Annotated in this window: 17 protein-coding genes; 14 read left to right on the forward strand and 3 right to left on the reverse strand. The window is 49.8% G+C overall.

All coding sequences use genetic code 11. From position 1 onward, the window contains the following. The first annotated feature begins 144 nt into the window (after positions 1 to 144). From trkA to KOO62_08285, 6 genes are all read left to right on the forward strand, one after another. The gene (gene trkA / locus KOO62_08260; GenBank protein ID MBU8933988.1) at positions 145 to 1503 is read left to right on the forward strand and encodes a Trk system potassium transporter TrkA; all 1359 of its coding nucleotides are present in this window, start codon (positions 145 to 147) and stop codon (positions 1501 to 1503) included. 12 nt (positions 1504 to 1515) lie between these two features. After that, complete coding sequence (locus KOO62_08265) at positions 1516 to 3117, forward strand: TrkH family potassium uptake protein (GenBank protein ID MBU8933989.1); 1602 nt, start codon at positions 1516 to 1518, stop codon at positions 3115 to 3117. 124 nt (positions 3118 to 3241) lie between these two features. Beyond that, entirely contained in the window at positions 3242 to 4447 is a 1206-nt protein-coding gene (locus KOO62_08270; GenBank protein MBU8933990.1) for a metallophosphoesterase, read from the forward strand. A gap of 229 nt (positions 4448 to 4676) precedes the next feature. Continuing rightward, positions 4677 to 5159 (forward strand): SWIB/MDM2 domain-containing protein, encoded by a 483-nt coding sequence (locus KOO62_08275; protein MBU8933991.1) that lies wholly within the window; start codon positions 4677 to 4679, stop codon positions 5157 to 5159. A gap of 145 nt (positions 5160 to 5304) precedes the next feature. Beyond that, complete coding sequence (locus KOO62_08280; protein ID MBU8933992.1) at positions 5305 to 7419, forward strand: prolyl oligopeptidase family serine peptidase; 2115 nt, start codon at positions 5305 to 5307, stop codon at positions 7417 to 7419. 436 nt (positions 7420 to 7855) lie between these two features. Beyond that, a complete protein-coding gene (locus KOO62_08285; GenBank protein ID MBU8933993.1) occupies positions 7856 to 8626 on the forward strand; it encodes an iron-sulfur cluster loop in 771 nt (256 codons plus the stop codon). 108 nt (positions 8627 to 8734) lie between these two features. Here KOO62_08285 and KOO62_08290 read toward each other — a convergent pair whose 3' ends face one another. Further along, positions 8735 to 8980 carry a hypothetical protein gene (locus KOO62_08290; GenBank protein ID MBU8933994.1) on the reverse strand — a complete coding sequence of 82 codons (246 nt, stop codon included), beginning with the start codon at positions 8978 to 8980 and terminating at the stop codon, positions 8735 to 8737. A 183-nt stretch (positions 8981 to 9163) separates the two neighbouring features. Between KOO62_08290 and KOO62_08295 the strand changes: the two genes are divergently transcribed. The 4 genes from KOO62_08295 to KOO62_08310 all read left to right on the forward strand — a co-directional run bounded on the left by KOO62_08295 (position 9164) and on the right by KOO62_08310 (position 14198). After that, on the forward strand, positions 9164 to 10057 hold the full coding sequence (locus tag KOO62_08295) for a hypothetical protein (protein MBU8933995.1): 894 nt from the start codon (positions 9164 to 9166) through the stop codon (positions 10055 to 10057). Positions 10058 to 10331: 274 nt separating this feature from the next. Then, positions 10332 to 11666: an efflux RND transporter periplasmic adaptor subunit gene (locus KOO62_08300; protein MBU8933996.1), complete on the forward strand. Its 1335-nt coding sequence runs from the start codon at positions 10332 to 10334 to the stop codon at positions 11664 to 11666. A gap of 62 nt (positions 11667 to 11728) precedes the next feature. Next, positions 11729 to 12952 (forward strand): ABC transporter permease, encoded by a 1224-nt coding sequence (locus KOO62_08305; GenBank protein ID MBU8933997.1) that lies wholly within the window; start codon positions 11729 to 11731, stop codon positions 12950 to 12952. Beyond that, the gene (locus tag KOO62_08310; GenBank protein MBU8933998.1) at positions 12945 to 14198 is read left to right on the forward strand and encodes an ABC transporter permease; all 1254 of its coding nucleotides are present in this window, start codon (positions 12945 to 12947) and stop codon (positions 14196 to 14198) included. The genes KOO62_08305 and KOO62_08310 overlap by 8 nt, the downstream gene beginning before the upstream one ends. 52 nt (positions 14199 to 14250) lie before the next feature. On the opposite strand, the gene KOO62_08315 is transcribed toward KOO62_08310, so the two are convergent. Continuing rightward, entirely contained in the window at positions 14251 to 16440 is a 2190-nt protein-coding gene (locus KOO62_08315; protein MBU8933999.1) for a UvrD-helicase domain-containing protein, read from the reverse strand. Between the two features lie 242 nt (positions 16441 to 16682). Between KOO62_08315 and KOO62_08320 the strand changes: the two genes are divergently transcribed. Continuing rightward, positions 16683 to 18335: a PAS domain-containing protein gene (locus tag KOO62_08320; GenBank protein ID MBU8934000.1), complete on the forward strand. Its 1653-nt coding sequence runs from the start codon at positions 16683 to 16685 to the stop codon at positions 18333 to 18335. Between the two features lie 1029 nt (positions 18336 to 19364). After that, positions 19365 to 21908 (forward strand): hypothetical protein, encoded by a 2544-nt coding sequence (locus KOO62_08325; GenBank protein MBU8934001.1) that lies wholly within the window; start codon positions 19365 to 19367, stop codon positions 21906 to 21908. A 33-nt stretch (positions 21909 to 21941) separates the two neighbouring features. Here KOO62_08325 and KOO62_08330 read toward each other — a convergent pair whose 3' ends face one another. Beyond that, on the reverse strand, positions 21942 to 22826 hold the full coding sequence (locus tag KOO62_08330; protein MBU8934002.1) for a hypothetical protein: 885 nt from the start codon (positions 22824 to 22826) through the stop codon (positions 21942 to 21944). Between the two features lie 828 nt (positions 22827 to 23654). Here KOO62_08330 and KOO62_08335 point away from each other — a divergent pair. Continuing rightward, positions 23655 to 23888 carry a hypothetical protein gene (locus KOO62_08335; GenBank protein MBU8934003.1) on the forward strand — a complete coding sequence of 78 codons (234 nt, stop codon included), beginning with the start codon at positions 23655 to 23657 and terminating at the stop codon, positions 23886 to 23888. After that, entirely contained in the window at positions 23875 to 24210 is a 336-nt protein-coding gene (locus KOO62_08340) for a hypothetical protein (GenBank protein MBU8934004.1), read from the forward strand. Before KOO62_08335 ends, KOO62_08340 begins: the two co-directional genes overlap by 14 nt. Positions 24211 to 24320 lie beyond the last annotated feature (110 nt).

Genomic DNA, 24320 nt, shown 5'->3' on the forward strand with positions numbered 1-24320 from the left:
TACAACGAAGCCCTATCTGAAACTGATTTGGTTCTTACCCCTATAATTTAATGTTTGATTATAACTAGGTTTGCGTCCAAATTACGTTAGCTGGAGACGTTTGTCCCAGTTTGAATGGGACGGAAAAACCGAGGTAGCAAATATATGCGGACTATTATCGTGGGTGGAGGAGTAGTTGGTTGTTCACTGGCCGAGCATCTTCTTCCCAGTGGGCACCATCTCTCACTGGTCGAATCGGATGCGAGGCTGAGCCAGATACTGTCGGAGAAACTCGATGTCCAGATTATTACCGGGTCGGGTTCATCGCCAGAGTGTCTTCGGGAAGCTGGTCTATTGGATGCGGACATGGTATTGGCGGTCACGCCTAACGATGAAATAAACATTGTTGTTTGTGCTCTGGCGGCGCAGCATGGAGTAACCAGGCGGATTGCCCGCCTGCGTGACAGGGAGTTCTCTCAGGAGAGTGAAATCGTCGATCTGGAGCAACTTGGGATTACATCGGTAATTCACCCCGAGAAAGCCCAGGTGAACCATATTCTCCAGTTTTTAGCTACCCCTCACGCAGTCGAAGTGGCTGATTTTGAGGACGGCCGTATTCTCATGCGTGGCTATCGGATTACCGAGGATATGGAACTGGCCAACAAAACACCGCTTGAAATTCGACAGGGGATGGATTCCGAGCAGGTCCTGTTTGCGGCCATCGTTCGTGACGGCAGGGGGATGATCCCCGGTGGCGACACGCTTATTTTACCCGGCGATGTAGTCTACACGCTGTTCCCTCGTGAATCGCTGGAACGGTTTTTACAACTGGTGAATGTGGAGTACAAGAAACAGCGCAAGATCATTATCACCGGGGATAACTTTTCGACCCTGGAATTGGCCGGGGCACTTGACGACACCGATAACAATATCACACTGATTGATCCCGATCTTGAACATGCCCAAAAGGCAGCCCAGAGGTTCTCCAATATCCAGGTGCTGCACGGCGATTGCACCGATATTGACCTGCTTCGCGAGCAGAACATCGACAGCACATCATTTTTTATTGCCACCTCCAGTGCCGCCGAGTACAATATGTTTTCTTCTTTACTGGCCAAGGCGGAGGGAGCCCGCGAAGTAATCGCCATTAGTACAGAGTCCCGGCACGATCAGTTGTTCGAATCCATCGGGATTGATCACGTGACCAATCCTCGGATTATCACCGCTCGTGGGATACTGGAGATGATTTCGCGTGGTCATATCGGAGCCGTGGTGCAACTGTCGGATGTTGATATTGAAGCGGTGCGGTTTACGGTCGAACCGGGTAGTGAGGTGGGTCATAGCTCGGTGAAAAAGTTGGCCCGAAAGCTCAAACGGGATTCGATCTTCGGCATCGTGGTAAGAGGTGACAAAATGCTCTTACCCGACGGAGAGACGATTATTGAAGATGACGACCATGTGATTATGATCACGCGTCACAAGAATCTACCATCACTGGCCAAACTTTTTAAAGGCCACTCTTAACGGAGTAAGTGGATGCGTAAGAACGCCGTCGGCTACGCAATCGGTAAGCTGCTGCAAGTGATGGGGGTTACTCTACTGGCTCCTCTGGGTATTGCCGTGTGGGATAGTCGCGCCCTTGGCTATGCTGACTTGCTTTCGGCGATTGATGTTTCCGGTTTTCTCACGGCATTTGCTGTTTCGATATTGTGCGGGACCGCGCTGGTTCTTTTGTTTCGGTCGGGTCGTGATCGCCAGGGGTTGAAGGAAGGCTATGCCATAGTAACTCTAGGCTGGCTCGGATTAGCCCTGATCGGGGCGATTCCTTTCTTCATATATTTCAGTCAGGTACGCGGAGGGGCTGGCTTTGACATGATGTTGCTCAATTTCACTGATGCCTACTTTGAGATAATGTCCGGATTTACAACCACCGGTGCAACGATTCTCACCGATATCGAAGTTGTTCCACGATCCCTGCTTTTTTTACGTGCTCTTACGCACTGGCTGGGTGGCATGGGTATTATCACTCTGGCAATTGTGATTTTTCCAGCTATGGGTGTGTCAGGCTACGGAATGTTTCGCGGCGAGGTGCCGGGACCATCCAAGGATCGTCTTAGTCCGCGTCTGTCTCAAACGGCCCAGATACTATGGGGCGTGTACGGACTTCTAACCGCCGGACAGATGATTTTGCTTATGGTAGCCGGTATGGATTGGTTCGATGCTGTGTGTCATTCATTCGCCACGATGGCGACCGGTGGTTTTTCAACCCGCAACGCCTCAATCGCCGGGTATGAATCGGACCTGATTGAGTGGATCGTCACGTTGTTCATGTTTTTTGCCGGAATTAATTTTGTGCTGCATTTCAAAGCCCTCCGCGGAGACCTGCAATCACTCATTAAGAACCGCGAATTCCTGTTTTACAGTGGTGTGATCCTGACGGCGATTCTGGTGATTACAACCGTACTCTATGTCAATGGACCGGCTCCTGAAGAATTGGCGGCCCAGCATTACCGGGCTGGGGATCCGACGGCTGAAGAGTTCCACGCTCACTACGTGCAGCAGAGTGACCAGTTGGATCAACTCTATGACTGCTTCCGCATTGCGTCATTCCAGGCGCTGGCGATCATCACCACAACCGGCTTTGTCACAGCCGACTTCGATCTTTGGCCGGATTTCCTGAGGTTGATGCTCGTGTTTCTAATGTTCTTCGGCGGCTGCGCAGGCTCGACAGGGGGCGGAATGAAGATCATTCGGATAATGATTGTCTTCAAGGCCGCTATTCTTGAGTTGCGAAAACTCGTGCAACCGCGTCTGGTGGCAACCGTCAAGCTTGATGGCATTTCCGTGGAAGAAGAAAAAGTCATCAATATTGTCTCGTTCTTCATTCTGTTCTCAGGCCTGTTTGTGATCACTGCCGGTCTTATCTCGATGTTCGTGCCCGACCTGACCACGGCTGTTTCCTGTTCGATTGCCACAATAGGTAATATCGGTCCCGGCTTGGCGGGAATCGGAGCTACGGAGAACTACGCCTGGATCCCTACTCCCGGCAAGTGGGTCCTGGTGGTGTCGATGCTGCTGGGGCGTCTGGAGATATTCACGGTTTTGATCGTCCTGCGCGTGGCTACCTGGCGGAAGTAACCAGTTACTGATGTAGCCAGCTATTAAATGCCCATTCTACCTGTCGAGTTATTGTCTGAAATTCGATGTTACCAATCTTGCTCAATCGGTGTATATATATAAATAATGTGATCCTCATGGAGATATGAACGAAACAATGCGTGTGTTTTTGCCCGTTATCTTTGCTGCCGGATTGGCGCTGGTTCTGGGTCTGATCGAACTGGCCCTGCTGCGTTTTCTAAATCGAGACTGGTGGCGAATTCGTATCATTCGCCTGGTTGCGATGGGATTACCAGTCTTCTGCGCTTTGGCGGTTGTCGGTTGGGGACTGGGTGAATACTATAGTATGAAGTTGTTGGCCTTTGTGTCCGCTGTTGCCGCTTTTATTGGTGCAGTGCTTCTGGTATCCCTGATGCTCTCCCTGCCTGTGACAGGACTGGTGCACTTTATCAGATGGTTGACCGATCGCTGTTTCTCGACACATATGCCTCAGGTAACAGAACGTACCAATCAAAAGCGACGTTTTTTCCTTAAAACCGTAGCGGCAACTATCCCTGTCGGAGCCCTGGGATTGGGAACCACCGGAATAGGGCGGGCAATGGGCAATATCAATATTCACCTCGTTCCAATTTTAATTAATAGCCTGCCATCAGAACTTGAGGGGCTGAGAATCCTTCACCTGTCGGATCTGCATTTGCGCCCCTTCTCGACACTAATCATGAATGAAGTCCTTGCTGGGGCATCGGAGCTTGAACCTGATTTGATAGTTATTACCGGTGATGTTGCCGACGATCTGACTCTGCTACCCGAGACACTGGATGTTCTTTCCGGATTTGGAGCGCCCCTGGGGGCGTATGCTTGCCTGGGTAATCACGAATATTTTCGCGGTGTTACGCAGGTTCGCCGCATCCACGAGGCATCGCAAGTACCGCTTCTTGTCAACCAAACGATCCACCTCGAGAGGAATGGTCGCACCTTTGCGCTGGTGGGAATTGACGATCCCCGCTTCCTGAATGTCGCTGATGATTCCTTCTTTGATCGCAGCCTTGAGGCGTCCAGGATCAGTAATCGCACCGCCGATTTTACTCTTCTATTGAGCCATCGTCCCGAGGTGCTCGAAGTTGCAGCATCCAGAGGCATTAATCTTGTCCTGGCCGGTCATACGCATGGCGGACAGATCGGCTTTTTGGGACGGTCGGTCTTTGAACCACTCTGGCCAGAGCGCTATCTCTGGGGACATTATCAACATGAGACAACCCACCTCTATACGTCCGCAGGAGCAGGACACTGGTTCCCCTTCCGACTGGGTTGTCCACCCGAGGCACCTGTTATTGAGCTTCGGCGAGCGTGATAGTGGCCTTCGATCAACCCCGATTCCCCTATGACACTGCATAATAATTGATGTTCTTTTTTTACTAAGCGTGCACTTTTTAGCTTGCAAAGATTTTTCAAAAGTTGGAACTTTTGTGAGGACGTCGGTAGGGTTGGTTTATCTTAGTGTCTTGTTCCGCGACGTTCATAGAGGAATGAAAGATATACGCAAAGCTGACTGATAAACCTTAGTGCTTAAGGAGCAACAGATGCCAGTAGCAAAGAAGAAGAAACCAGCGGCGAAGAAGAGAGTGGCCAAGAAGGCTGCCCCGAAGAAGAAAGCCGCACCGAAGAAGAAGGTAGCCGCCAAGAAGGCTGCCCCGAAGAAGAAAGCTGCTGCCAAGAAGACAGCCACGCGCAAGAAAGCCACGACGCGCAAGCCAGCTGCTCGTAAGGCTGCCCCAAGGAAAAAGGCCACGACCAAGAAGAAAGCCACGAAGCGGAAACCGAACGCAGCTTTCATGCGTCCGATGACTCTCTCTGATGCGCTGGGTGCAGTGGTGGGCAAGAAGGCGATACCTCGCACGCAGGTCACCAAGAAGCTCTGGGCTTATATCAAGAAGAACGAGCTTCAGGACAACATCAATCGTCGGATGATCAACGCTGACGAAAAGCTGAAAAAGCTCTTCGGCGGCAAGAAGAAGGTCTCGATGTTTGAGATGACCAAACTGGTATCCAAACACATGGAATAGCTATCTCCCCTGTGGAGAGCTTCTCAAGGGTCGACATTTTGTCGGCCCTTTTTTTGTCTAACTTTCCTTCCTCGTCCTTATACACTATATTGACCGTAGTAGAGACAGACACACGAAACTCGGTGGCATCAAGATGAACATCCGAATGCGATTCACTTCAATTCTTTTGGTCCTTCTGCTGATTCTGACAGCATCTCCCGATTTGTTCAGCCAGGGGCATATTGGTCCGCCCTCAACTAGAGTAGGAATGATTGTGGATACAATCCACGGCGTGGCGATTGAGGACCCATACCGTTGGCTTGAGGATAGCCAGACGGACGAGGTTATCGCCTGGACCGAAAAACAAAACCAGTACTTTCGCTCATATGTCGATAGCTATCCCGGCCGGGCCAAGCTGGCTGGGCGAATAAGTGAACTGATGACAGTGGGGTCGGTATCATCCCCGTCTGTGCGAGGTGATAACTACTTTTACTACCGTCGTGATGGAGACCAGAACCATTCGATTCTTTACCGGAAACATGGCCTCAATGGCGAGCCGGAAGTGATTATCGACCCCAATACTTTTTCCGAGGATGGCACAGTAGCGCTGGACTGGTTGTACTTATCTCCGGACGGCTCTTTGACGGCATACGGGAAATCTAACTCAGGCTCCGAACGTTCGACGCTGTTTCTGATGCGAACCGATGACCAATCACTATTGATTGATACAATTCCTTTTACCCGGGGAGTGTCGCTGGCGTGGTTGCCGGACAACAGTGGTTTCTACTACACACGGTTCGCGACAATCGGCGAAGTACCCGAGGAGGACAACGATTATTACCGTCGTGTATTCCTGCATACCATTGGGCAGCGCTGGGAGAATGATCCTCTGATCTATGAGAACAAAGATGACAAGACAGCCTGGCCAGGAGTGAGCCTTTCTCCGGACGGTACCAAGCTGGTAATCTCTGTTTTTCAGGGCTGGTCGCGGAGTGATCTCTATTTCAAAGACCTATCTGATCCGGAATCAAAGTTGGTGAAAATCAATGGTTCGCACGAGGGCAATCTGAGCGCACATCCTCTCGATGATTGTTTCTTTGTCCGGTCAAACTACGAGGCGCCCCGCTACCGACTGCTGAAAGGAACCTATGACCAGCCAGGGGCTGAGCACTGGCAGGTGATTATCCCCGAGCGCGAGTCTATTGCGCAGTCCTTCATGGTGGTTGATAGTCTGATAGTTCTGCGATCCCTAAGCAAAGCGCATACGGTGATTGAGATATTCGATACTAATGGTGGGCCAGTAAAGACACTACAACTACCAACAATAGGAACGGCCTCTCGACTAAGCGGCGAACACGACGGTCATGAACTGTTTTTTCGTTTCTCGTCATTCAACAATCCATCTACGGTATTGCGATATGACTTTGATCGGGACACTATCGACACCTTTGACCAGGTTCCGGCTGGCATCGATGTGTCATCTATTGAAGTGACCCAGGTCTGGTACAAGTCAGTCGATGGCACACCGGTATCAATGTTTGTGGTCCATCGTGATGATGTAGCATTGAATGGTCAGAACCCAACCTACCTGAGCGGCTATGGCGGATTCAATGTCAACGAGACGCCGTATTTCTCGCGCCTGATCGCTTTCTGGGTTAATCGTGGAGGTGTGTATGCGCTACCCAATCTGCGCGGTGGTGGAGAGTATGGTGAGGAATGGCATCAAGCGGGAATGCTTGAAAACAAACAGAATAGCTTCGATGATTTCATCGCCGCCGCCGAGTATCTGATCGCCGAGGGGTACACATCTCCCGAACATCTCCTGCTGTCTGGTGGTTCCAACGGTGGCCTTCTGGTCGGAGCGGTTGTCAACCAGCGACCCGATCTTTGCAAGGCAGTCGTCTGCTCAGTGCCGCTTTTGGATATGATTCGCTACCATCAATTTCTGATTGCTCGGCTATGGATACCGGAGTATGGATCGAGTGAAGATTCGACCCAGTTTGAGTTCATTTATGCCTACTCACCCTACCATAATGTCAAGAAGAGCGCAGATTATCCCGCCATTTTGTTTAAGGCCTCGGAATCAGATGGCCGCGTTCATCCTATGCACGCGCGCAAAATGACCGCGCTGTTGCAGGCACAAACAGGTCCTGACAATCCGATCCTGCTTCGTCTGGAAACCAAGGCTGGTCATGGTCAGGGTAAACCGACCAGTAAACGGATAGAGGACAAGGTTGACACTTGGTGTTTCATATTCAGAACCCTGGGATTGGACATGTAGGGGGAGGATCATGCGACATATTGTTCTGATATCGTGTGTAAGTAAGAAAAGAGCGACCGCGAAGCCTGCAGGAGAGCTATACATAAGCCCTCTCTTCAAGAAAAGTCTCGACTATGCTCGTCACATGAAACCCGACGAGATTCTTGTTCTGTCGGCCAAACACGGTCTGCTACAGCTTGATACCGTTATTGACCCGTATGAATTGACCTTGAATAAGATGTCTGCTAGGGATGTAAGAGAGTGGGGAAATTGGGTTTTATCACAGCTCGGAGAGGTTGCGGACCTTCAACACGATCACTTCACGTTTCTGGCTTCCGAGAAATATCGAAAGCATCTTCTTCCACATATCACCACCTTCTCTGTGCCGATGGAGGGACTCACTATCGGAAGACAGCTTCAGTTCCTATCACAACCCATCAACGCGACAAGCAAGAATGTGGAGGAGAACATAGGAGACAGGCTGGTGGAGCAGGGCCGAGTGCTTTTTCAATCGGAACGAATAGAGGACAACCTGTTTACTCATGATCCTGATGCGAATGCGCTCGTTAACGATATTGAGCACTTCCCTCATGCCTATGTGCTGGCTTGTTTGGCTGATTTTCAGGTCAAAGCAGAAGTAGCGTGGGGTGTGCCTTATCACTTGAAACACCAGCTTGGAAGTTTTGATTTCTCAGTGCTGTCCCGGCAGTCGGAGAGCGACATCATACATATGATGCAAGATTCTGGACATCGGTTCTGGCGCGTCGTTGCCCAACGATCCTTTCGGGCGATCAGACGTATTGAAGGTGAATACGCGGGGGATGCATCTCTAATATGGACAGGTTCCCCGTCCAGTGCGGAAGTTGTCTACCGGTTTCTTGAGTTTGAGGGTATGGGACCAAAGATAGCAACCATGGCAACAAACATACTAGCTCGGGAACTAAAAATCCCCATGAGTGATTATTACTCCATTGACATATCTGTTGACCGGCACATAAGACGCGTGTTTCAGAGACTTGGATTAGTCCCTGACGGTGCAACCAGCGAGCAGATAATTTTTCGAGCCCGTTCGCTTTCACCTGGTTTTCCGGGACTTTTGGATTTCCCATGTTTTGAGATTGGTCGGAAATGGTGCAGACCGGAGAATCCTGACTGTCCTGATTGTCTTATGCGAGATTGTTGTCCAAGCTCAAAATCACAAGACACCGAACCCTGTCCAGATAATTGAAGTTGATCCGGCGGTCTGACTTTTGACATTCAGAGACAAGACTGACTATCCTTGATCTTTCATTTCACTTGGAGGTCTTTTCTCATCAGTCATACCATTTGCTCCTTACTATTTAACTTCTTCTGCCCAGAAATAGGTACCGTCATACTTTTTCAAAACAGCTTTCAAAAACCTTTTTGGATCTGTAGTTGGATCAACATCCTCTATATCATCTCCATATCTTGCAATAAACTCGGCATCAGACATCAGCTCTTTTTTAATCGCAAGAATACATTTTACCTTACTTTCATCAATGAATAGAGTGGCATGAAGTTTCTTGCCTTTATTCTTTAACGTGAATAACTGTACTTTCATAAGATCCTCTTCACCCTATTGTACGGTTTATCGGATCAATTCAACAGCTAATTTCCAGTTGAATGTTAACACAGAAGACGGGCTTGCCGGGGAATAATAATTGCGTTTCTCCTGTCCGTCCATTAGATTCGAAGCGGTTGCCAAACAGGGTGTCGGTAAACTCATTGCGTGGGAGGGAGTGTAATGAAGCATCTGGTGAGTCTTATTCTATTGGGCGTTGCCCTTTCCGTGCTTGCTTGCGACGAAGACACAACCGAAACGGGATTGAACGGCCTAACGACTTTCATTGTCAGACTTGATGTCTTGGATAGCATTGGCGTGGCTGTGCCCAATCTGCGTGTCAGTTCATGGAATCACATCGCATGGATTGAAAACAACGATAATATCTCCACATCTGGAGTATCACAAAAATCAATGGTGCCAATGAGCACTACCACGATCAGTTTCGCGCTACCTGTTGCAAGTGATTATGCGCTGGGTATCCACGACCTTGATAACAGCGAACTAAATTCATTCAATGGCACCGGAGACGCTGGTGTCTACGAGATTGAGTGGTCGGCCGATGGTCTCCATAGTGGTGCCTACAAGTACACTGTTGAAGCTTCTGATTGGAGTGATACCAAATACGCATATCTCCACAAATTTTCTATTCTTGGGGACTCAATCGGTTACACCAACGCCAGCGGAGTATTCGAAACCACCCATCGGCCGTATTTTCCGAACACTTATGACCTGGGACCACAACCAAGAATGAGTGAAATAGGTGAGTTGGCAGGCACGTTTGACATCCTTGACACTGTTCGTTTTGTCCTGACCGATACCAGCACGTGGCCATTGAAGTATATGTATTTCGACTCAGTGGTGACCAGTGGACAGAATGTCTATACCGTCACTTGGATTCCGGTAGAATTGGATTGTGTATCCGTCTCAAATCCCGGTTCTGATGCCATTCAAAGAAGTGGTGACAAAGATGTGAGAGAGGGAATGAGTACTGAGAACACGGATCAAACCAGTGAGGAAGATGAATTGCCAACCGAGTATAAGTTGTATCAGAACTTTCCGAACCCGTTCAACTGAGTCTTGCAGGTCAGGTTACTTGCAACCTGACGCATTCGTCAGGACCGAAAAGAACCTGACCGACTTCCCCCAATTCCATTCTTCCAATCCTGCCGCGCAACCTTTTCTCCGCTGGTCCGTCAAATACTATTAACAAGAGGATTTCGCCCGGTCAGATAGTGTTGCCGGTTGGCAGAATGCTGTGCCCACTTTGGTATTGGGTTGGAAACCTGAAAAGACATTGAATACGGAAGACAAACGACATGCTGCCATTTATGGAATCTGAAGGATAACTATGAAACTCAAATCAAAGAAAACTCTGTTTATCGGCCTGGGTGTGGTGGTCGTTGCGGCCATTGTTATACTCAATCTCACCGCCTCGAACGGTAATGAAACATCGGTTCAGGCCGACCTGGCCTATGTTGACGACATCTCCGAAATTGTCACCGCTTCGGGACGAATACAGCCCCAAACCAAGGTTGATATTACCGCCGAGGTTTCGGCTCAGATCGTAGAGATTTACATTAGTGAAGGTGATCTCGTTGTCAAAGGTCAGCCATTACTTCTTCTGGACACAATTCAGCTTCGGGCCGATGTGGCTCAGGCACGTTTCAGTCTCGAAGAAATCCTGGCACGCACCGAAGCTGCGCGGTCGCAATTTAAGCAGAGTGAACTGGAGTTTGAACGGCAGTCTCGCCTGTACGATAAGGAGCTGACTTCAGAGACGGTATACACCAACGTGAAGTTCGCCTCTGAAAACTCCAAGGCCAACCTCGAAGCGATGGTGGCCCAGTCCAAGACCGGGCGTGCTCGTCTGGAGCAGGCCGCCGATCGGTTGAGCAAAACACGAATTATGGCTCCAATGGATGGTGTGATTACTTACCTGAACGCCGAGGTGGGTGAAATCGCCCAGGCACAGACATCGTTTACCCAGGGAAAAACACTCATGACTGTGGCGGATCTGTCAGTCTTTGAAGTCGAGGTCGATGTTGACGAAACCGAAATCGCCATGCTGAATGTTGGACAGGAAACCGAAATACGTGTCGATGCCTACCGGGATACTTCGTTTGTTGGCGAGGTAGTGGAGATCGGCAATTCGGCAACTATTACAGGACAGGGAACCGAGAACTACACAACCAGTTTCCGTGTCAAGGTTCGTTTCGCCGAGACAGATGCTGTCCTCAGACCAGGTATGTCGGCGACTGTCGATGTGACAACTGACAGAGTCGAAGATGCGTTGCTGATTCCATACGCGTCGGTGGTTACACGCGAGATAGATGTTGATTCACTCCAAGCTAAGGATGATGACGACGACAGTGGAGGGCTGGTACAAACCGTTAATGCTGCCGAAGCCGATGACGTGACCGAAGAGGAGGTCTCCGACGAGAAGAAAAAGAAGTCGGAGAAGGTCAAGAAAACCGGTGTGTTTGTGATTAGCGACGGTATCGCCCGGTTCGTGGAAGTGACGACAGGTATTGCCGATGAACGCAACCTCGTAGCCCTGAGTGGTGTCAATGAAGGTGACACAATCATATCAGGTACGTTCCAGACGTTGCGTAAGCTATCCGACAGCGACGAAGTGAAAATCGACGAGCTGTCGCTGGAGAAGATGGAGAACGGCGACCATTGAGAATGGGCGACCATTGATCATCCAATGCAACCCTTGCCAACTATGAGACTGGATACAAGCATATGATTGTACTCTCGCTACTCAAAGAATCATTGGCGGCTCTATGGGCCAACCGCTTACGCTCCTTCCTTACGATTCTGGGCATGGTCATGGGAGTAACATCAGTGATCGCCATAGTCTCGACCGTCGAGGGGATGCAATCGAAGATCGAGGATGTCTTTGCTTCTTTGGGGGCAAAGACGTTTATCGTGTCTCGATTTGGATTCAATCTTACCTGGAATCAATATCTTGAGCGAATGAAACGCAAGAAACTCACTCGCGAGTTAATTCCCCTTATTGAGCAAGGCTGTCCCGACTGCGAGCATGTCGCCGCCGAAGGGTATTCTTCAGAACATCTGAAGTATGGTCGTGCCCGTCTGCGCTGGGTGCAGATTCGGGGTGAGACACCCAACATAATGTACGTTAAAGATTTTGATGTGTTGGAAGGACGCTACTTGACCTGGGAGGACGAAGATCGTCGCCGTCAGGTTGCGTTCGTCGGATTCAAAATAAAGGAACGTTTCTTCCCCGACGAGGACCCGGTAGGAAAGAAGATCAAGATTGGTGGCAAGGAGTTCACCGTTGTTGGTGTGGCCGAGAAAATGGATGGGGCGATGGTCGAGGGGATGGATGAGTTCGCCGCTATTCCGCTCTCGACGCATCAGAAAATGTATCAGCAACCGGGCAATCCAGTGAATCTCGTGATTAGTTCCGTTACTCTGGAGCGACGCGAACGGGCTATCGATCAGGTGCGCACGGTGCTCCGTACCAATCGACGGTTGGAGTATGAGGAAGATGATGATTTTGCCATTTTTACACCTGATGCTATCCTGAGCTTTGTCAACGACATCACCGCCGCCTTCCGAGCGCTGTTGGTGGCGCTGCCACTGCTCTCTATTGTCATTGGCGGTATTGTCATAATGAACATAATGATGATTTCGGTCACGGAACGAACGCGCGAGATTGGTATTCGCAAATCGATAGGGGCCAGTCGCCGTCACATTCTTACGCAATTTCTATGGGAGTCAATAATCCTGTCGCTGGTTGGCGGTGTACTGGGGATTGTCTTCGGAGTGTACCTGGGTGAGAAAATTCTTACCGACCTGCTGGAGATATATATTACTCCCACGACTATGGCGGTTATTCTCGGATTCGGAATCTCGACCGCGGTTGGTCTGTTCTTTGGTATCTATCCGGCCATGAAAGCGGCCCGACTCGATCCCATAAAGGCGCTAAGCTATGAGTAAATGGATGAAATCTCTGGCGGAGACCAGGGAAGGTATACGTCTGGCGTTGAACGCCGTTAGGGCCAACAAGTTTCGGTCGCTGATGACCATCGTTGGCGTGATGATCGGTGTCGGGGCGGTGATCCTCGTGAATACAATCATGGATGGTTTCTCCGAATACGCAGAGTCCTCGATCGACAAAATCGGCAGCAATGTGATGTACGTCACCAAATGGGAAGAGAGCACCGATTTTGACAATCTCACCGATGAAGAACGCCGGCGAAAAAATATCAGCATGAACGAAGCACTGGCGGTTCAGGAAATGTGCCCGCTGGTAAAGGCTGTGTCGCCCGAAAAAAAGGCGTACAACAATGTCGCCAAGTACAAAGACAAATCCATTCGCAATCCCGATGATCTGCGTGGCTGCTGGCCATCCCAGACAATAGTGGCAAACCGCGATGTTTCGTATGGACGCTTTATCGACGACAACGACTTGCAGCGATGTGCCCATGTTTGTGTCATTGGTCCCGATATTGCGGATGGGTTGTTCGATGATCGCTCCGAAGCGGTTGGTAAGGAAATCCAGATCAACGGTTGGAAGTTCACCGTTATTGGCGTTCAGGAAGAGATCGAAGACCTGTTCAATATCAGTGAAAATGATTTTATCTTTATCCCCATGACCACATTCGAGCGTTATTATCCGAACACGGAGCGCGTCTATTTAGTGGTCAGCGCCGTTTCGCGCGAGATGTTTGGCGAAGCTCTTGACCAGGTGGTCAATGCTCTGCGACGAGTGCGCCATGTCAGACCAGACGAGCCTAACAACTTCGGAGTTCGTACTCAAGATAGTTTCAAGAGCCAGGTTCGGGAAATCACCGGCAATATTCAGTTGGGTGCCACCGCAATTGCCTGCGTGGGATTAATGGTCGGCGTAATTGGCGTTATGAATATCATGCTCGTAGCCGTAACACAGCGCACACGTGAAATCGGTATTCGCAAAGCAGTGGGAGCAAAGCGCGGGAATATTCTCTTTCAATTTCTGGTCGAAGCCGCCACCCTTACCGGATTAGGTGGAATTGTGGGGATTCTTCTCGGGGCGGGTATCGGTCTGCTGGTGACATCGCTTCTGGAATGGAAATACTTCCTGTCACCTCTGTGGATTGTAATCGCTCTGTGTATGTCTGCCGGTACCGGTATATTGGCCGGGATGTATCCAGCCTGGCGAGCCGCTAAGGTCGATCCGATTGTTGCATTGCGCTACGAGTAGAGGCGAGAGGCAAGCCTCATTTTTTATATCCCGTTGGCCTAAAGTACAATCTTTAGCCGACTACCGTGAGCTTGGCGTATTTGACCATAATCTTCTTTGCCCCCAGACCGGAAAACATAATTCTTAGCGTCAGCGACTCGCCGTACCCCTCAACCTCAATAATCTTACCGCGACCGAAGGTTGAGTGTTGAACAATGCGACCAACCTTGTAAGCTTCATGCCCCTCGTATTCATAATGGACACCCTCTATGGCGACATCCTTAGTGGCGGATTTTTGGCGATCTGAGATTGATGACCATCGGGTTTGGTATTTTGTGGCTACACGACGGTCGTACTTGTCCAGCAATTCCTCGGGTACTTCGTCGATAAACCGGGAGGGAATCGAGGGGCCGTTTCCAAATCGATAGCGAGCCGATGCCGCAGATAGACAGAGTTTCCATGCCGCTCGAGTTGCACCAACATAAAACAGCCTTCGTTCTTCTTCCAGTTGCATCGGTTCAGCGATTGCTCGACCAAGCGGAAAGAGTCCCTCTTCCAACCCGACTAAAAATACGGCATCGTATTCAAGTCCCTTGGCGCTATGAATGGTCATCAGGGGGAGCTTATCGTCGGTCTCGGTGTAGTTGTCCAGATCGGTAAACAACGAAATCTCTGACAGGTAGTCATCCAGAGTGGGTACTTCCTGACCCCGGACATATTCAGCCATACCGTCAATGAGGGCAGCTATATTCTCAACCCGCGTCTGGCCGGTAATCTTGTCTTCGTTTTGAAGTTCCTCAACAAGTTTAAGCTCTTTGATGAGGTCCTGGGTAAGAATATCGACAGGTGTGGTCTCCCGCAGGGAACGAAACCGTTCGATGATTTCCGTAAAAACACTCAGTCGTTTGGAAGGAGAGGCCAGTTCAGGCCACTCATCAGCTCGCAGGGTTGCTTCATATCGCGACAGTCTCTCCCGTTGCGCGATAGCTGAAATCACTCCAACCGTCCGTTGGCCTATGCCGCGTTTCGGATAATTAACCGTCCGTTCAAACGATACATCGTCTTTGGGACTGGAAATCAACTTGAGATAGGCCAGGACATCCTTGATCTCCCTGCGGGCATAGAAGGAAATGCCGCCGATAATCTGATACGGCAGATTGCGCTTTCGCAACTCTTCTTCAAACGGCCTCGACTGGGCATTCGTCCGATACAATATGGCCATGTTCTTCAAGGCGATATCCGGGTGACAGTTCTCTATCTCATCGACTATGTGGATGGCTTCATCTTGAGAGGAATCAACCAGGAACAGCTTGATTTTGTCACCACCGGTACGGTCAGTGCGCAGCACCTTTTCCTTGCGCGCCATATTGTTGGCAATCACTCCTGAGGCCGCCTTCAAAATGATGTCTGTCGAGCGGTAGTTCGTTTCCAGTTTGATCAGTCTGGCTCCGGGAAAATCCTCCTCAAAATCGAGGATATTGCGAATGTCGGCTCCTCGCCAGCCGTATATGGATTGATCTTCATCACCCACAACACAGATGTTGTTGTGTTCGCCCACCAGACATTTTAGCAACATATATTGAACACGGTTTGTGTCCTGATATTCATCAACCATTATGTAGCGAAAACGCTGACGATATGACGAGCCAATAGCTTCGTGGCGGGTGAGAAGTTGTACACTATTAAACAGCAGATCATCAAAATCCATAGCCCCGCACTCACGCAACCGTTCCTGATAGAGGGAATAGATATCAGCGGTCGCAGACTCGAAGTACCCTGATGCCTGGGCGGCAAACTCCTCCACGCTGACCATCTGATTCTTGGCCGTCGATATCTTCCGCGCCTGCGCTTTGGGCGTAAACTGAGTTGTGGACAGGCTCAGATTCTTGAGGCAGTTCTTGATCAGGGTCAGAGAATCAGCAGCATCATAAATGATGAAGCGACTATCATAACCTATCACCTCCGCCTCCTGGCGAAGGAGCCGAGCACAAAAGGAATGGAAGGTACTGACGAACATTGCGGGCAGACTTCCGCCCAGAAGAGCTGCCACGCGTTCGCGCATCTCGCCGGCTGCTTTGTTGGTAAATGTTACCGCCAGTACTTGGTGTGGAGCGGCCATTTGTTGCGTAAGAACGTAAGCCAGTCTACGAGTCAGGACGCGTGTTTTGCCGGAACCGGCACCGGCGATAACCAACAGAGGACCTTCAGTAGTGGTCACGGCCTCACGTTGGGCTTCATTGAGATTTTCCAATAGTTGGTTCATAATGCAGCCCCGAATATATGACTCCTGCGAGGGAAAGCAATCGCATTTGTGTCATGTCCCTCACGAAGTCGACGAACAGGCCGGTAATGATTATGCTGTTTAGTTTTTGAACAGTTCTGCCGATGTCTCTTAACAACAGTAAGATGTCTGCGAGTCAGACGGAACAATAGCTTATGTGTCCGGTACGAAAGACAATTGACAAATGTAGAACTGCCCAACCCTTGAGTTCGGATAAAACTGCATTGAAACAACTGCAGGGAGATGATCGGCTCCCCGCCCTTTCCCCATCTACTTCCGAGAGTCGAAAAACGTTGCGTCTGGCGAAAAGATTACGGACCAATCCCGATTTGCAGGCGTGGGCTTTTGATGCCATGTTTGCTCTGTCGGATATATCCGATGATCCCCGGACCGGGTCCAAGTGGTTCTATACGGAAACCATCAGGATTCTCTCAAATTCCCCGGCGGCTCCGGCGATCAGATTGGCTATTGAGGGGTGTACATACGAATCGAAGGACTTCTCAGAATGCAGTCAGCCCGAGATTGCCCAAATAGTCGTATCCGGCGAAGGAGTAGGCCGACTGGAATTGCATTTTCCCACAACTTTATCCAAATGTCCCGACCCAGGAATTGAAACCATGCGCCGCGTGGCCATGTTTGCTGCCCACGAACTCAGCCATATTACCAGTTCAAAACGGATGACTCACGTTATCGATACATTATGCCGACATCAGCTCACCGTGCTGGACAGCATTAGCGAACCAATCTACGTGGTCTGTCCAAGGGAACACACAATCATTTGGTCCAACGAGGCTTTCAACAAGATCTGGGGACACAGCGCGGGACGAAAATGCTACGAAGTAGTCTTTAATCAGAATTCCCACTGTGCTTTCTGCCCGATGCCTGCCTCTGAGACTCTTGGCCATTCACAGGTCTTCGAGTTCGAACATCATCGCTCAGGCCTCTGGTTCCGAAACATTAGCAAAATCGTCTACTGGCCGGATGGAAGGCTCGTAGCTTGTCATATCGCTGTTGACATTACGCAACGTAAGGTGGCCGAGAAGAAGTTGTGGGAGAACGAGCATGTTCTCAACGAAGCACAGCGAATGGCCTTAACCGGTAGTTGGCAGATTGATATACGTGATCGCATGATGAAGATGTCTCCTACCATGATGGATATTTACGGTGTCGACTCTGATGTTATCACGACCGATCAGGCAATTAAACGGATTCATCCCGACGACCGGGATCGTATCCGAGAAGCATTCGATCAAGCCCTCAGGGGGGATTCGGTATCACTTGAATACTGCATCATTAGATCTGATGGTGAGCTACGGTATGTCATTACACCGGCAGCGCAGATGTTCAACGATGAGGCCGGACAACCCACCAAACTGGTCGGCGTCACGCGGGACATCACTGACCACAAGGACCAGGAGAAAGCGCTTCGCAATGCAAATGAGCGGCTGGAAACTGGTCACAAACTGCTAACTGAAAAGAATATTGCCCTGTCCCAGGTGCTTAATCAGATCGAGGAAGAAAAGCGACAGATTGCCCACCAGATTCAAGCCAACGTTGATAGAATAATCATGCCCTTAGTCCGTAAATTTGACGAGAAGCTCCAACCTGCTGAACGCGAATATCTTGACATGCTACGTACAAGTCTTGAAGACATAACCTCACCGTTTGCAAATGAGATGCAGGCCATGTATTCGCATCTATCACCGCGAGAGATTGAGATCTGCAACATGATCCGCAACGGCCAGACCTCCAAAGACATCGCCGCCGCTTTCGACACCTCCCTGGAAACAGTTCGCAAGCAACGTCAGAATATCCGCCGCAAGCTGAATCTAACCAATAGCAACACCAACCTGAGTTCATTTCTCCAGAGCCTATAAGTCCTGTCTGTTAGACCTGTCATCACGAGAGCCGTCCGTCGCAAACGTTGACAGGTTATGGCAATCTCTGAGTATTCTCTGTGGCTGTAGCGAGGTTGGGGGAGTACTCGATATACTCCTTCTGTCCCACATTATACCCCCTCCAGTCTATCACTCGGATGTCCGAGTAATAGAATAGAGACGGAAACACTTCCCTCAACGGAAGTCTTATCCGTTCAATGATACTAGAAAGGGCAGACCGATGTTGGTGAAGTTCACAAGGACAGTAGAGAGTCGATTAAGGCGCAGAGGGGACCACCAACAGGTCATTGCAAAGGAATACCAGGGCGACACTAAGGGGGCTAACGGAGGTGCTGCACTGGACTGGGGGACTTTCGTTGCGAGATGTGCATGGGATGCTTTCGGCCATCAGGAGGGGGTATGGTTGAAGGTTGAAGGGGGCAATCCCGCAATGATAAAAGGGGCTTGCTGACAAAAGGGGGCTTAGTGCGTCGGCCAACCTGAGAAGATGACTGACGCTATTAAAAGGCGGGCAACGCGTACGATACGCATCTGGGGAAACATCCGGCGGCTGGTAAAACAGCCGCCGCGTTTATCTAAGGGAACCTCATATTGCCTTGTCATGGTTTCGGAGATGAATTACTGATTAGTTGTGCGGATGGAGTCACCGGCTAGCCGGACAATCGTCTCTTATCCCTACAGCCGATATTGATTGACAAGTTTTTTCAAAGACTCCTTTCCAAGGGTGCGCGGCTTACTCCGCTTCGGGCTGCGCACCCCTCCTTTTTTGCCTGAGATAGACGATCAAGAGTTTCTCCGAGAATAATCTCACAACTACTGTAGCGGTTCATCAGGCACCTAACTCGGATGACTCAGATCTAAGCTTCTCGGCCATCCTTTGTCTATGTTTGTCTATCTTCAGAACTCTCTTGCAGAATCGACGGTTTGTGCCTATTTTCCTCCAACTTGGAGTGAGAGTGCTCGTATACAAATTAGATTAGCACAGATACAGAGATCATGATGACATCTATGAGATTACCTTGGGCGTTAGCTCTCCTCACCATCATTTTTTGCACCGCCAATGTGTTTTCGCAAAGAGTGGAAACGGACGAGAGGTCCTTTGCTACTCAGTCCACCACACCGCCCTATTGTATCGTCCGACACGATATTGGACGACTTCAGTTTGGTATCACCAATTTTGGCATGGTCGGTATCGGTGAAGGCAAAGGCGTCACCGCCGACTGCTTAACTGGCAAGGGTGTAGGCTTGGGACTATATCCCAGAGGGAGTGGTAATACCTGTTTCTATAAGGGTGGGCTATGGGTTGGCGCCGTTGTTGGCAACGACACTCTGGTCTCAGTGGGAGCGGAACTCAACAATCAAGCACGCGAGTTTCATCCAGTAGTTCCCATGATCAGACGATCAACGCTTGATGTAAACTCACCGGAGGTCGAGAACGCTAACGCCGAGCAGGAGTTCATAGCTATCTACGTCGATACTTTCACTAGCGGTGTTCCCAATTCGTCATTTGACCCTATCGACTATCGTCCACACTTGCCCCTGGGAATCGAGGTGATCCAACGTTCTTTTGCCTGGTCTTATGCTCATACAGATGATTTCGTTCTCATAGACTACAAGATCAAGAATATAGGAACCAAGTACCTCAAAGATGTTTATGTGGGGCTCTATTGGGATCCTGACGTCTACCAGGGTGGAGCTAACCTCCTCCGTCCCCCGGACCCCTATGGACGAAAGAATCAAATTCACAATGGGCAGGATGATCAGGGCGGCTTTCTTTCCGAGATTCCGTTTGAGTACCGTGGATGCGATTTCATCGACACCGTAGCTATGATTTGGACGGCCGATGCCAACGGAAAACCATCGGACCAGAATTTCCTGCTGAACGATGTCACGGCTTTGATGTTTCTTGGTTCATTCCCTCCAAACTGGAATGTCGCCTTTAACTGGTGGAGCTATAATTATAGCTCCACCTGGGACATAGGCCCTCAGACTAAACAGGATTATAGACTGATGGGCAACGGTACCGGAACACCCTATGGTGACCGCAATAAATATGCAATGTTGAGCAGTGGTGATATCGACTATGATCCTGTCTATGCCTTTGCCATCCAGCCCATCGATCAGAAGTGGGTCCAGCCGCGTTCCGATATCGCTCGTGACATTACGCGAGGTTTCGATTTCCAGGGTGTACTGTCGAATGGGCCATTCGATCTTCAGCCCGGTGCTTCCCTGACTATTCCCTTTGCCTATGTCGGAGGACAAGGTATCCACCAGAGTAAGTGGGATTACGATATCGGTGTGGGATATTACTATTGGCCTGATCATTATCTGGCGCAACAGGATTTTTCGGATCTTATGCATAATGCCATGGCTGCCGGTCGAGCCTATGACACCCCTGGCCTCGATTCTGATGGTGACGGTTACGCTGGGGATTTCATGGTCTGCAACGACGATACTTTCTACTACCGAGGGGACGGTACCCCGGATCTAAATCCCGAGGCACCACCGCCAGCTCCGAAACTCTGGGTTAGCCCGGTTCGCAATGGTGTGAGGATTCGTTTCAACGGTTGGAAGTCGGAAACCACACCAGATATTTTCTCATCCAGGATCGACTTCGAGGGATACCATGTCTTTATCGCCCGCGATGATCGGGAGGATAGTTTCGCGCTGTTAGCCTCGTACGATCGACGCGACTACGACAAGTATGTATATGTAATCGACGTCGCTCCCAACCAGGATGATAGGTACCTGATCGTTGATGATCCCTTCACCCTTGAAGAACTACGCTGTCTATACTCCTTCTCTGAGGACAAGTGTAGTGACAGCGCCTTTGATCCGCTACTCTTCACCAGGCTCTCTCCGTACGTCCACAGCCAGTTTCCAGACTCTCTTTTCTTCTTCGCCAAACATAATTATAACCAATACGATTTTGGCGTTACTACCGGTATTCGCAAACTCTATCCTGACGAACCGGTTCCAGTAATGGATCAGGGCTTTGAGCCGGAGCAACTTACTGAAGACGGGTACCCCAAGTATTATGAGTACGAGTATATCGTTGAAGACTTGTTGCCGACCGTTCCCTATTGGGTAAGCATAACATCGTTTGATTTCGGATCACGGCGCACCGGCTTGCAGTCGCTGGAATCGGATGTACTGCTCAATGCAACGGAGATATATCCCAACACAGAATGGGATGAGAGTCCCAACGAAATTGGACAGATTTATGTTTACCCCAATCCATATCGCCAGGATGACCAGTATCGCCAGAGAGGTATGGAAGGACGGGGCGAATGGGATCGTTCGCGTGATCGAGTACGCCGCATTACGTTTGCCAACCTTCCTGCCCGATGCTGGATTCGTATTTTCTCACTGGACGGTGACCTTATCAAGGAGATATGGCACAACGAGGATGCCGACGATCCCAACTCTGCCTACGCAGAATGGGACTTGATCTCACGCAACACACAGCTGGTAGTCTCCGGGCTATACTATTGGATTGTCGAGAGCGAAGACGGACAGACTCAGATTGGCAAGCTCGCCATTCTCCTATGAAGTGAGCCAATTCTCCTGCATTGTTTCGAGCCATCAACGTGTCACAGACGTTTCCTCGTTAATCGGAGGCGAAAGATATGGGACGAGGTGTGAACCGTAATCTACGATGAATATTTCAATGCCCTGTTCCAGTGTGGAACCAAACGTTGATTCGTCGGCATGGTATACAATGTACCGCTCCTGCATTCCAGTCTCCCTGAGCCAACATGCAAAATTATCGCTGACCATCGCCTGACGTGAAGCAATAAAATCCGGTTTGAACTTTCGCGGTATTAGTGACAGCAGCCATGGGTTGTCGGTCGAGAATCCTTCCAGCACAGTCAGAACACGAGGATGGGAATATTCCAGGGAGGCTATGAACCAAACGTGTGCGCTGGCAACAATAGCCCGGTCGTATAAGTCACGTTTTTCAATAAACGCAGCAATGTCATGGGCCAACTTGAGGATGTTGTCATGGCCGTATCGTTTCATATCGAGATAGAACAACGATCGATCGCCATACTTCTCCATAATACTTGCCAACATGGGAGGTGATTGATCTGTGGCTATCCCTTCAAAACTCAGGCTCTGGCTTTGAAGTTCGTCGGAGGTCAGACTGCATGTTCGCACAAGCTCACCGGTTCCGGTTGTCAAGTGAAGGTCATGGTAAAGAAAGAATTGGCTGTCGGCTGAGAACTGGATATCAAGTTCCACGCCAGGGAATCCGAGTCGGGTAGCATCTTCGATGGCTCCCAAACTATTATCAGGATAGCAAATTGTTGCGCCCCGGTGCGCAAGCAACAACGGTCGGGGAGCATCTGTAAAAGATAGTGGCAAAGGTTCCTTATCGCCCCATCCTCCACCGACCATGGTCAACCCGAGATAGAGTGCAACCGGGATCAGGGCAACATAGCAAACTCGCTTTGTTCTTATTCGCATACTACTTAGGTAAGCATCATAGATGCTGTTATCAAGGGGATAGTGATCCGATGGATCTTCCGATCAAGTTTTGACTTGACAACACAGAGAGCAGAAGTTATGTTAATTGTAGGTTAGCCGGACTGAGCCACACCACGAATGACAAACGGCGCCTCCCACCTAGTGTATACGTTATAAGCGCTCACAAAACGAGTGCCGTTGATGTTGATTATCCCCCCTTACCAGTTTACCGCTATGAGGGAAACGTTTAGCATAGGGAGGAACTGCCCATGGAAAGGTGAGTTCGCCGGACGGCGATGTGATTGTCGTTTTCACCGGCGAACTGATGCAGGTTCTAAGAGAGATCACACCACACTCTCGCGGAGCTTGAAACACTCGAAGTGGCTGCTTGATCGGAAAAGACACCGGTCAGGGAAGGTGCTGGTCAAGGAGAGATCCAGCCAAGGAAAGACCAGGCTAGGCGGACAGCCAAGAATCCGGCGCACGCTCGCTTGCCAATATAGGATTCGCGTGGTCCGCTCCGATCAGAAGCCGCACAATGTGTTTCATACTGGAATTTGACATCCGTAATGCGATTGGCCCGACTGTCTTTAAGACAGTCGGGCTTCTCTATTTGGACCGACACTGTAGGGGCTGATCCCCTCTTATCCATACCCGTACAAAGCCGAAAACACAGTCATTCCTGATCAAATGTTGAACATTTATTCCGGTAACATATTGACACATACACATATAGAAATCGACAGGCGAAGCCTGCTCAGTACTGGCATCATGATTGCAAATGGTTCTGACCATGACAACACGAACACCGTTGCAGGACCGAAAACCATGAGAGTCAAGTTTGTATTGACAATGGATGATTTACTGGTCGATGATCAGGATATTGACCATTTGATTCTGGACTGGGAATCCGATATGGAGCAATCCGAGATTTTGGAATTATCGCACCAGTGGATTACTTCCAAGAACTTTCTCACCAGACGCATGGTGGGTCTGATGCGGGTCGGGGAATCATCTCTGACTATCGAGCCCATCGACGAGGAACAGTATGATCAGTACTGAACTCCAGAATCAACTCAATGACATGGCCGATAAGGCTTCGAGCAAGGCCGAGGAGTACACCGGGTCGTTAGGTTCCTTTAGAGAGTTGATCGTCGAACATTTTGGCGAAAATGGCCTTATTGCAGCCTATATCGCTCTGGGCGTGATTGTACTTTTCGTTATCAGTCGTGTGGCCAAGATCGGTTTTTCCGCCGTCAAATACCTAGTCATCCCGGCCGTTGGAGTGGCGGCGGTTGTATCGTTTGTTACACCATACTCTTTTTCTGTAACCCTCCCGGTCACAGTTACGCTCTGTTCGCTGCTCCTGTTGTTCAAGGGGTAATGAAAGCTTACTCAAAATAGTTTCCTCCAGCTCAGCCCCTCAATCTATAGCCTCCCCCCCCCCATTTGATTTTGTTTTCCTCCGTCTCAAGGATAGAAATATTTCCGTAA

Source organism: Candidatus Zixiibacteriota bacterium, from assembly GCA_019038695.1.
Taxonomy (GTDB): Bacteria; Zixibacteria; MSB-5A5; order GN15; family FEB-12; genus B120-G9.

What these genes read in the sequence shown, in the direction of transcription:
- trkA (MBU8933988.1), top strand. Translation starts at nt 145, where the DNA reads ATGCGGACTATTATCGTGGGTGGAGGAGTAGTTGGTTGTTCACTGGCC.
- KOO62_08265 (MBU8933989.1), top strand. Translation starts at nt 1,516, where the DNA reads ATGCGTAAGAACGCCGTCGGCTACGCAATCGGTAAGCTGCTGCAAGTG.
- KOO62_08270 (MBU8933990.1), top strand. Translation starts at nt 3,242, where the DNA reads ATGAACGAAACAATGCGTGTGTTTTTGCCCGTTATCTTTGCTGCCGGA.
- KOO62_08275 (MBU8933991.1), top strand. Translation starts at nt 4,677, where the DNA reads ATGCCAGTAGCAAAGAAGAAGAAACCAGCGGCGAAGAAGAGAGTGGCC.
- KOO62_08280 (MBU8933992.1), top strand. Translation starts at nt 5,305, where the DNA reads ATGCGATTCACTTCAATTCTTTTGGTCCTTCTGCTGATTCTGACAGCA.
- KOO62_08290 (MBU8933994.1), bottom strand. Translation starts at nt 8,980, where the DNA reads ATGAAAGTACAGTTATTCACGTTAAAGAATAAAGGCAAGAAACTTCAT.
- KOO62_08295 (MBU8933995.1), top strand. Translation starts at nt 9,164, where the DNA reads ATGAAGCATCTGGTGAGTCTTATTCTATTGGGCGTTGCCCTTTCCGTG.
- KOO62_08300 (MBU8933996.1), top strand. Translation starts at nt 10,332, where the DNA reads ATGAAACTCAAATCAAAGAAAACTCTGTTTATCGGCCTGGGTGTGGTG.
- KOO62_08305 (MBU8933997.1), top strand. Translation starts at nt 11,729, where the DNA reads ATGATTGTACTCTCGCTACTCAAAGAATCATTGGCGGCTCTATGGGCC.
- KOO62_08310 (MBU8933998.1), top strand. Translation starts at nt 12,945, where the DNA reads ATGAGTAAATGGATGAAATCTCTGGCGGAGACCAGGGAAGGTATACGT.
- KOO62_08315 (MBU8933999.1), bottom strand. Translation starts at nt 16,440, where the DNA reads ATGAACCAACTATTGGAAAATCTCAATGAAGCCCAACGTGAGGCCGTG.
- KOO62_08325 (MBU8934001.1), top strand. Translation starts at nt 19,365, where the DNA reads ATGAGATTACCTTGGGCGTTAGCTCTCCTCACCATCATTTTTTGCACC.
- KOO62_08330 (MBU8934002.1), bottom strand. Translation starts at nt 22,826, where the DNA reads ATGCGAATAAGAACAAAGCGAGTTTGCTATGTTGCCCTGATCCCGGTT.
- KOO62_08335 (MBU8934003.1), top strand. Translation starts at nt 23,655, where the DNA reads ATGAGAGTCAAGTTTGTATTGACAATGGATGATTTACTGGTCGATGAT.
- KOO62_08340 (MBU8934004.1), top strand. Translation starts at nt 23,875, where the DNA reads ATGATCAGTACTGAACTCCAGAATCAACTCAATGACATGGCCGATAAG.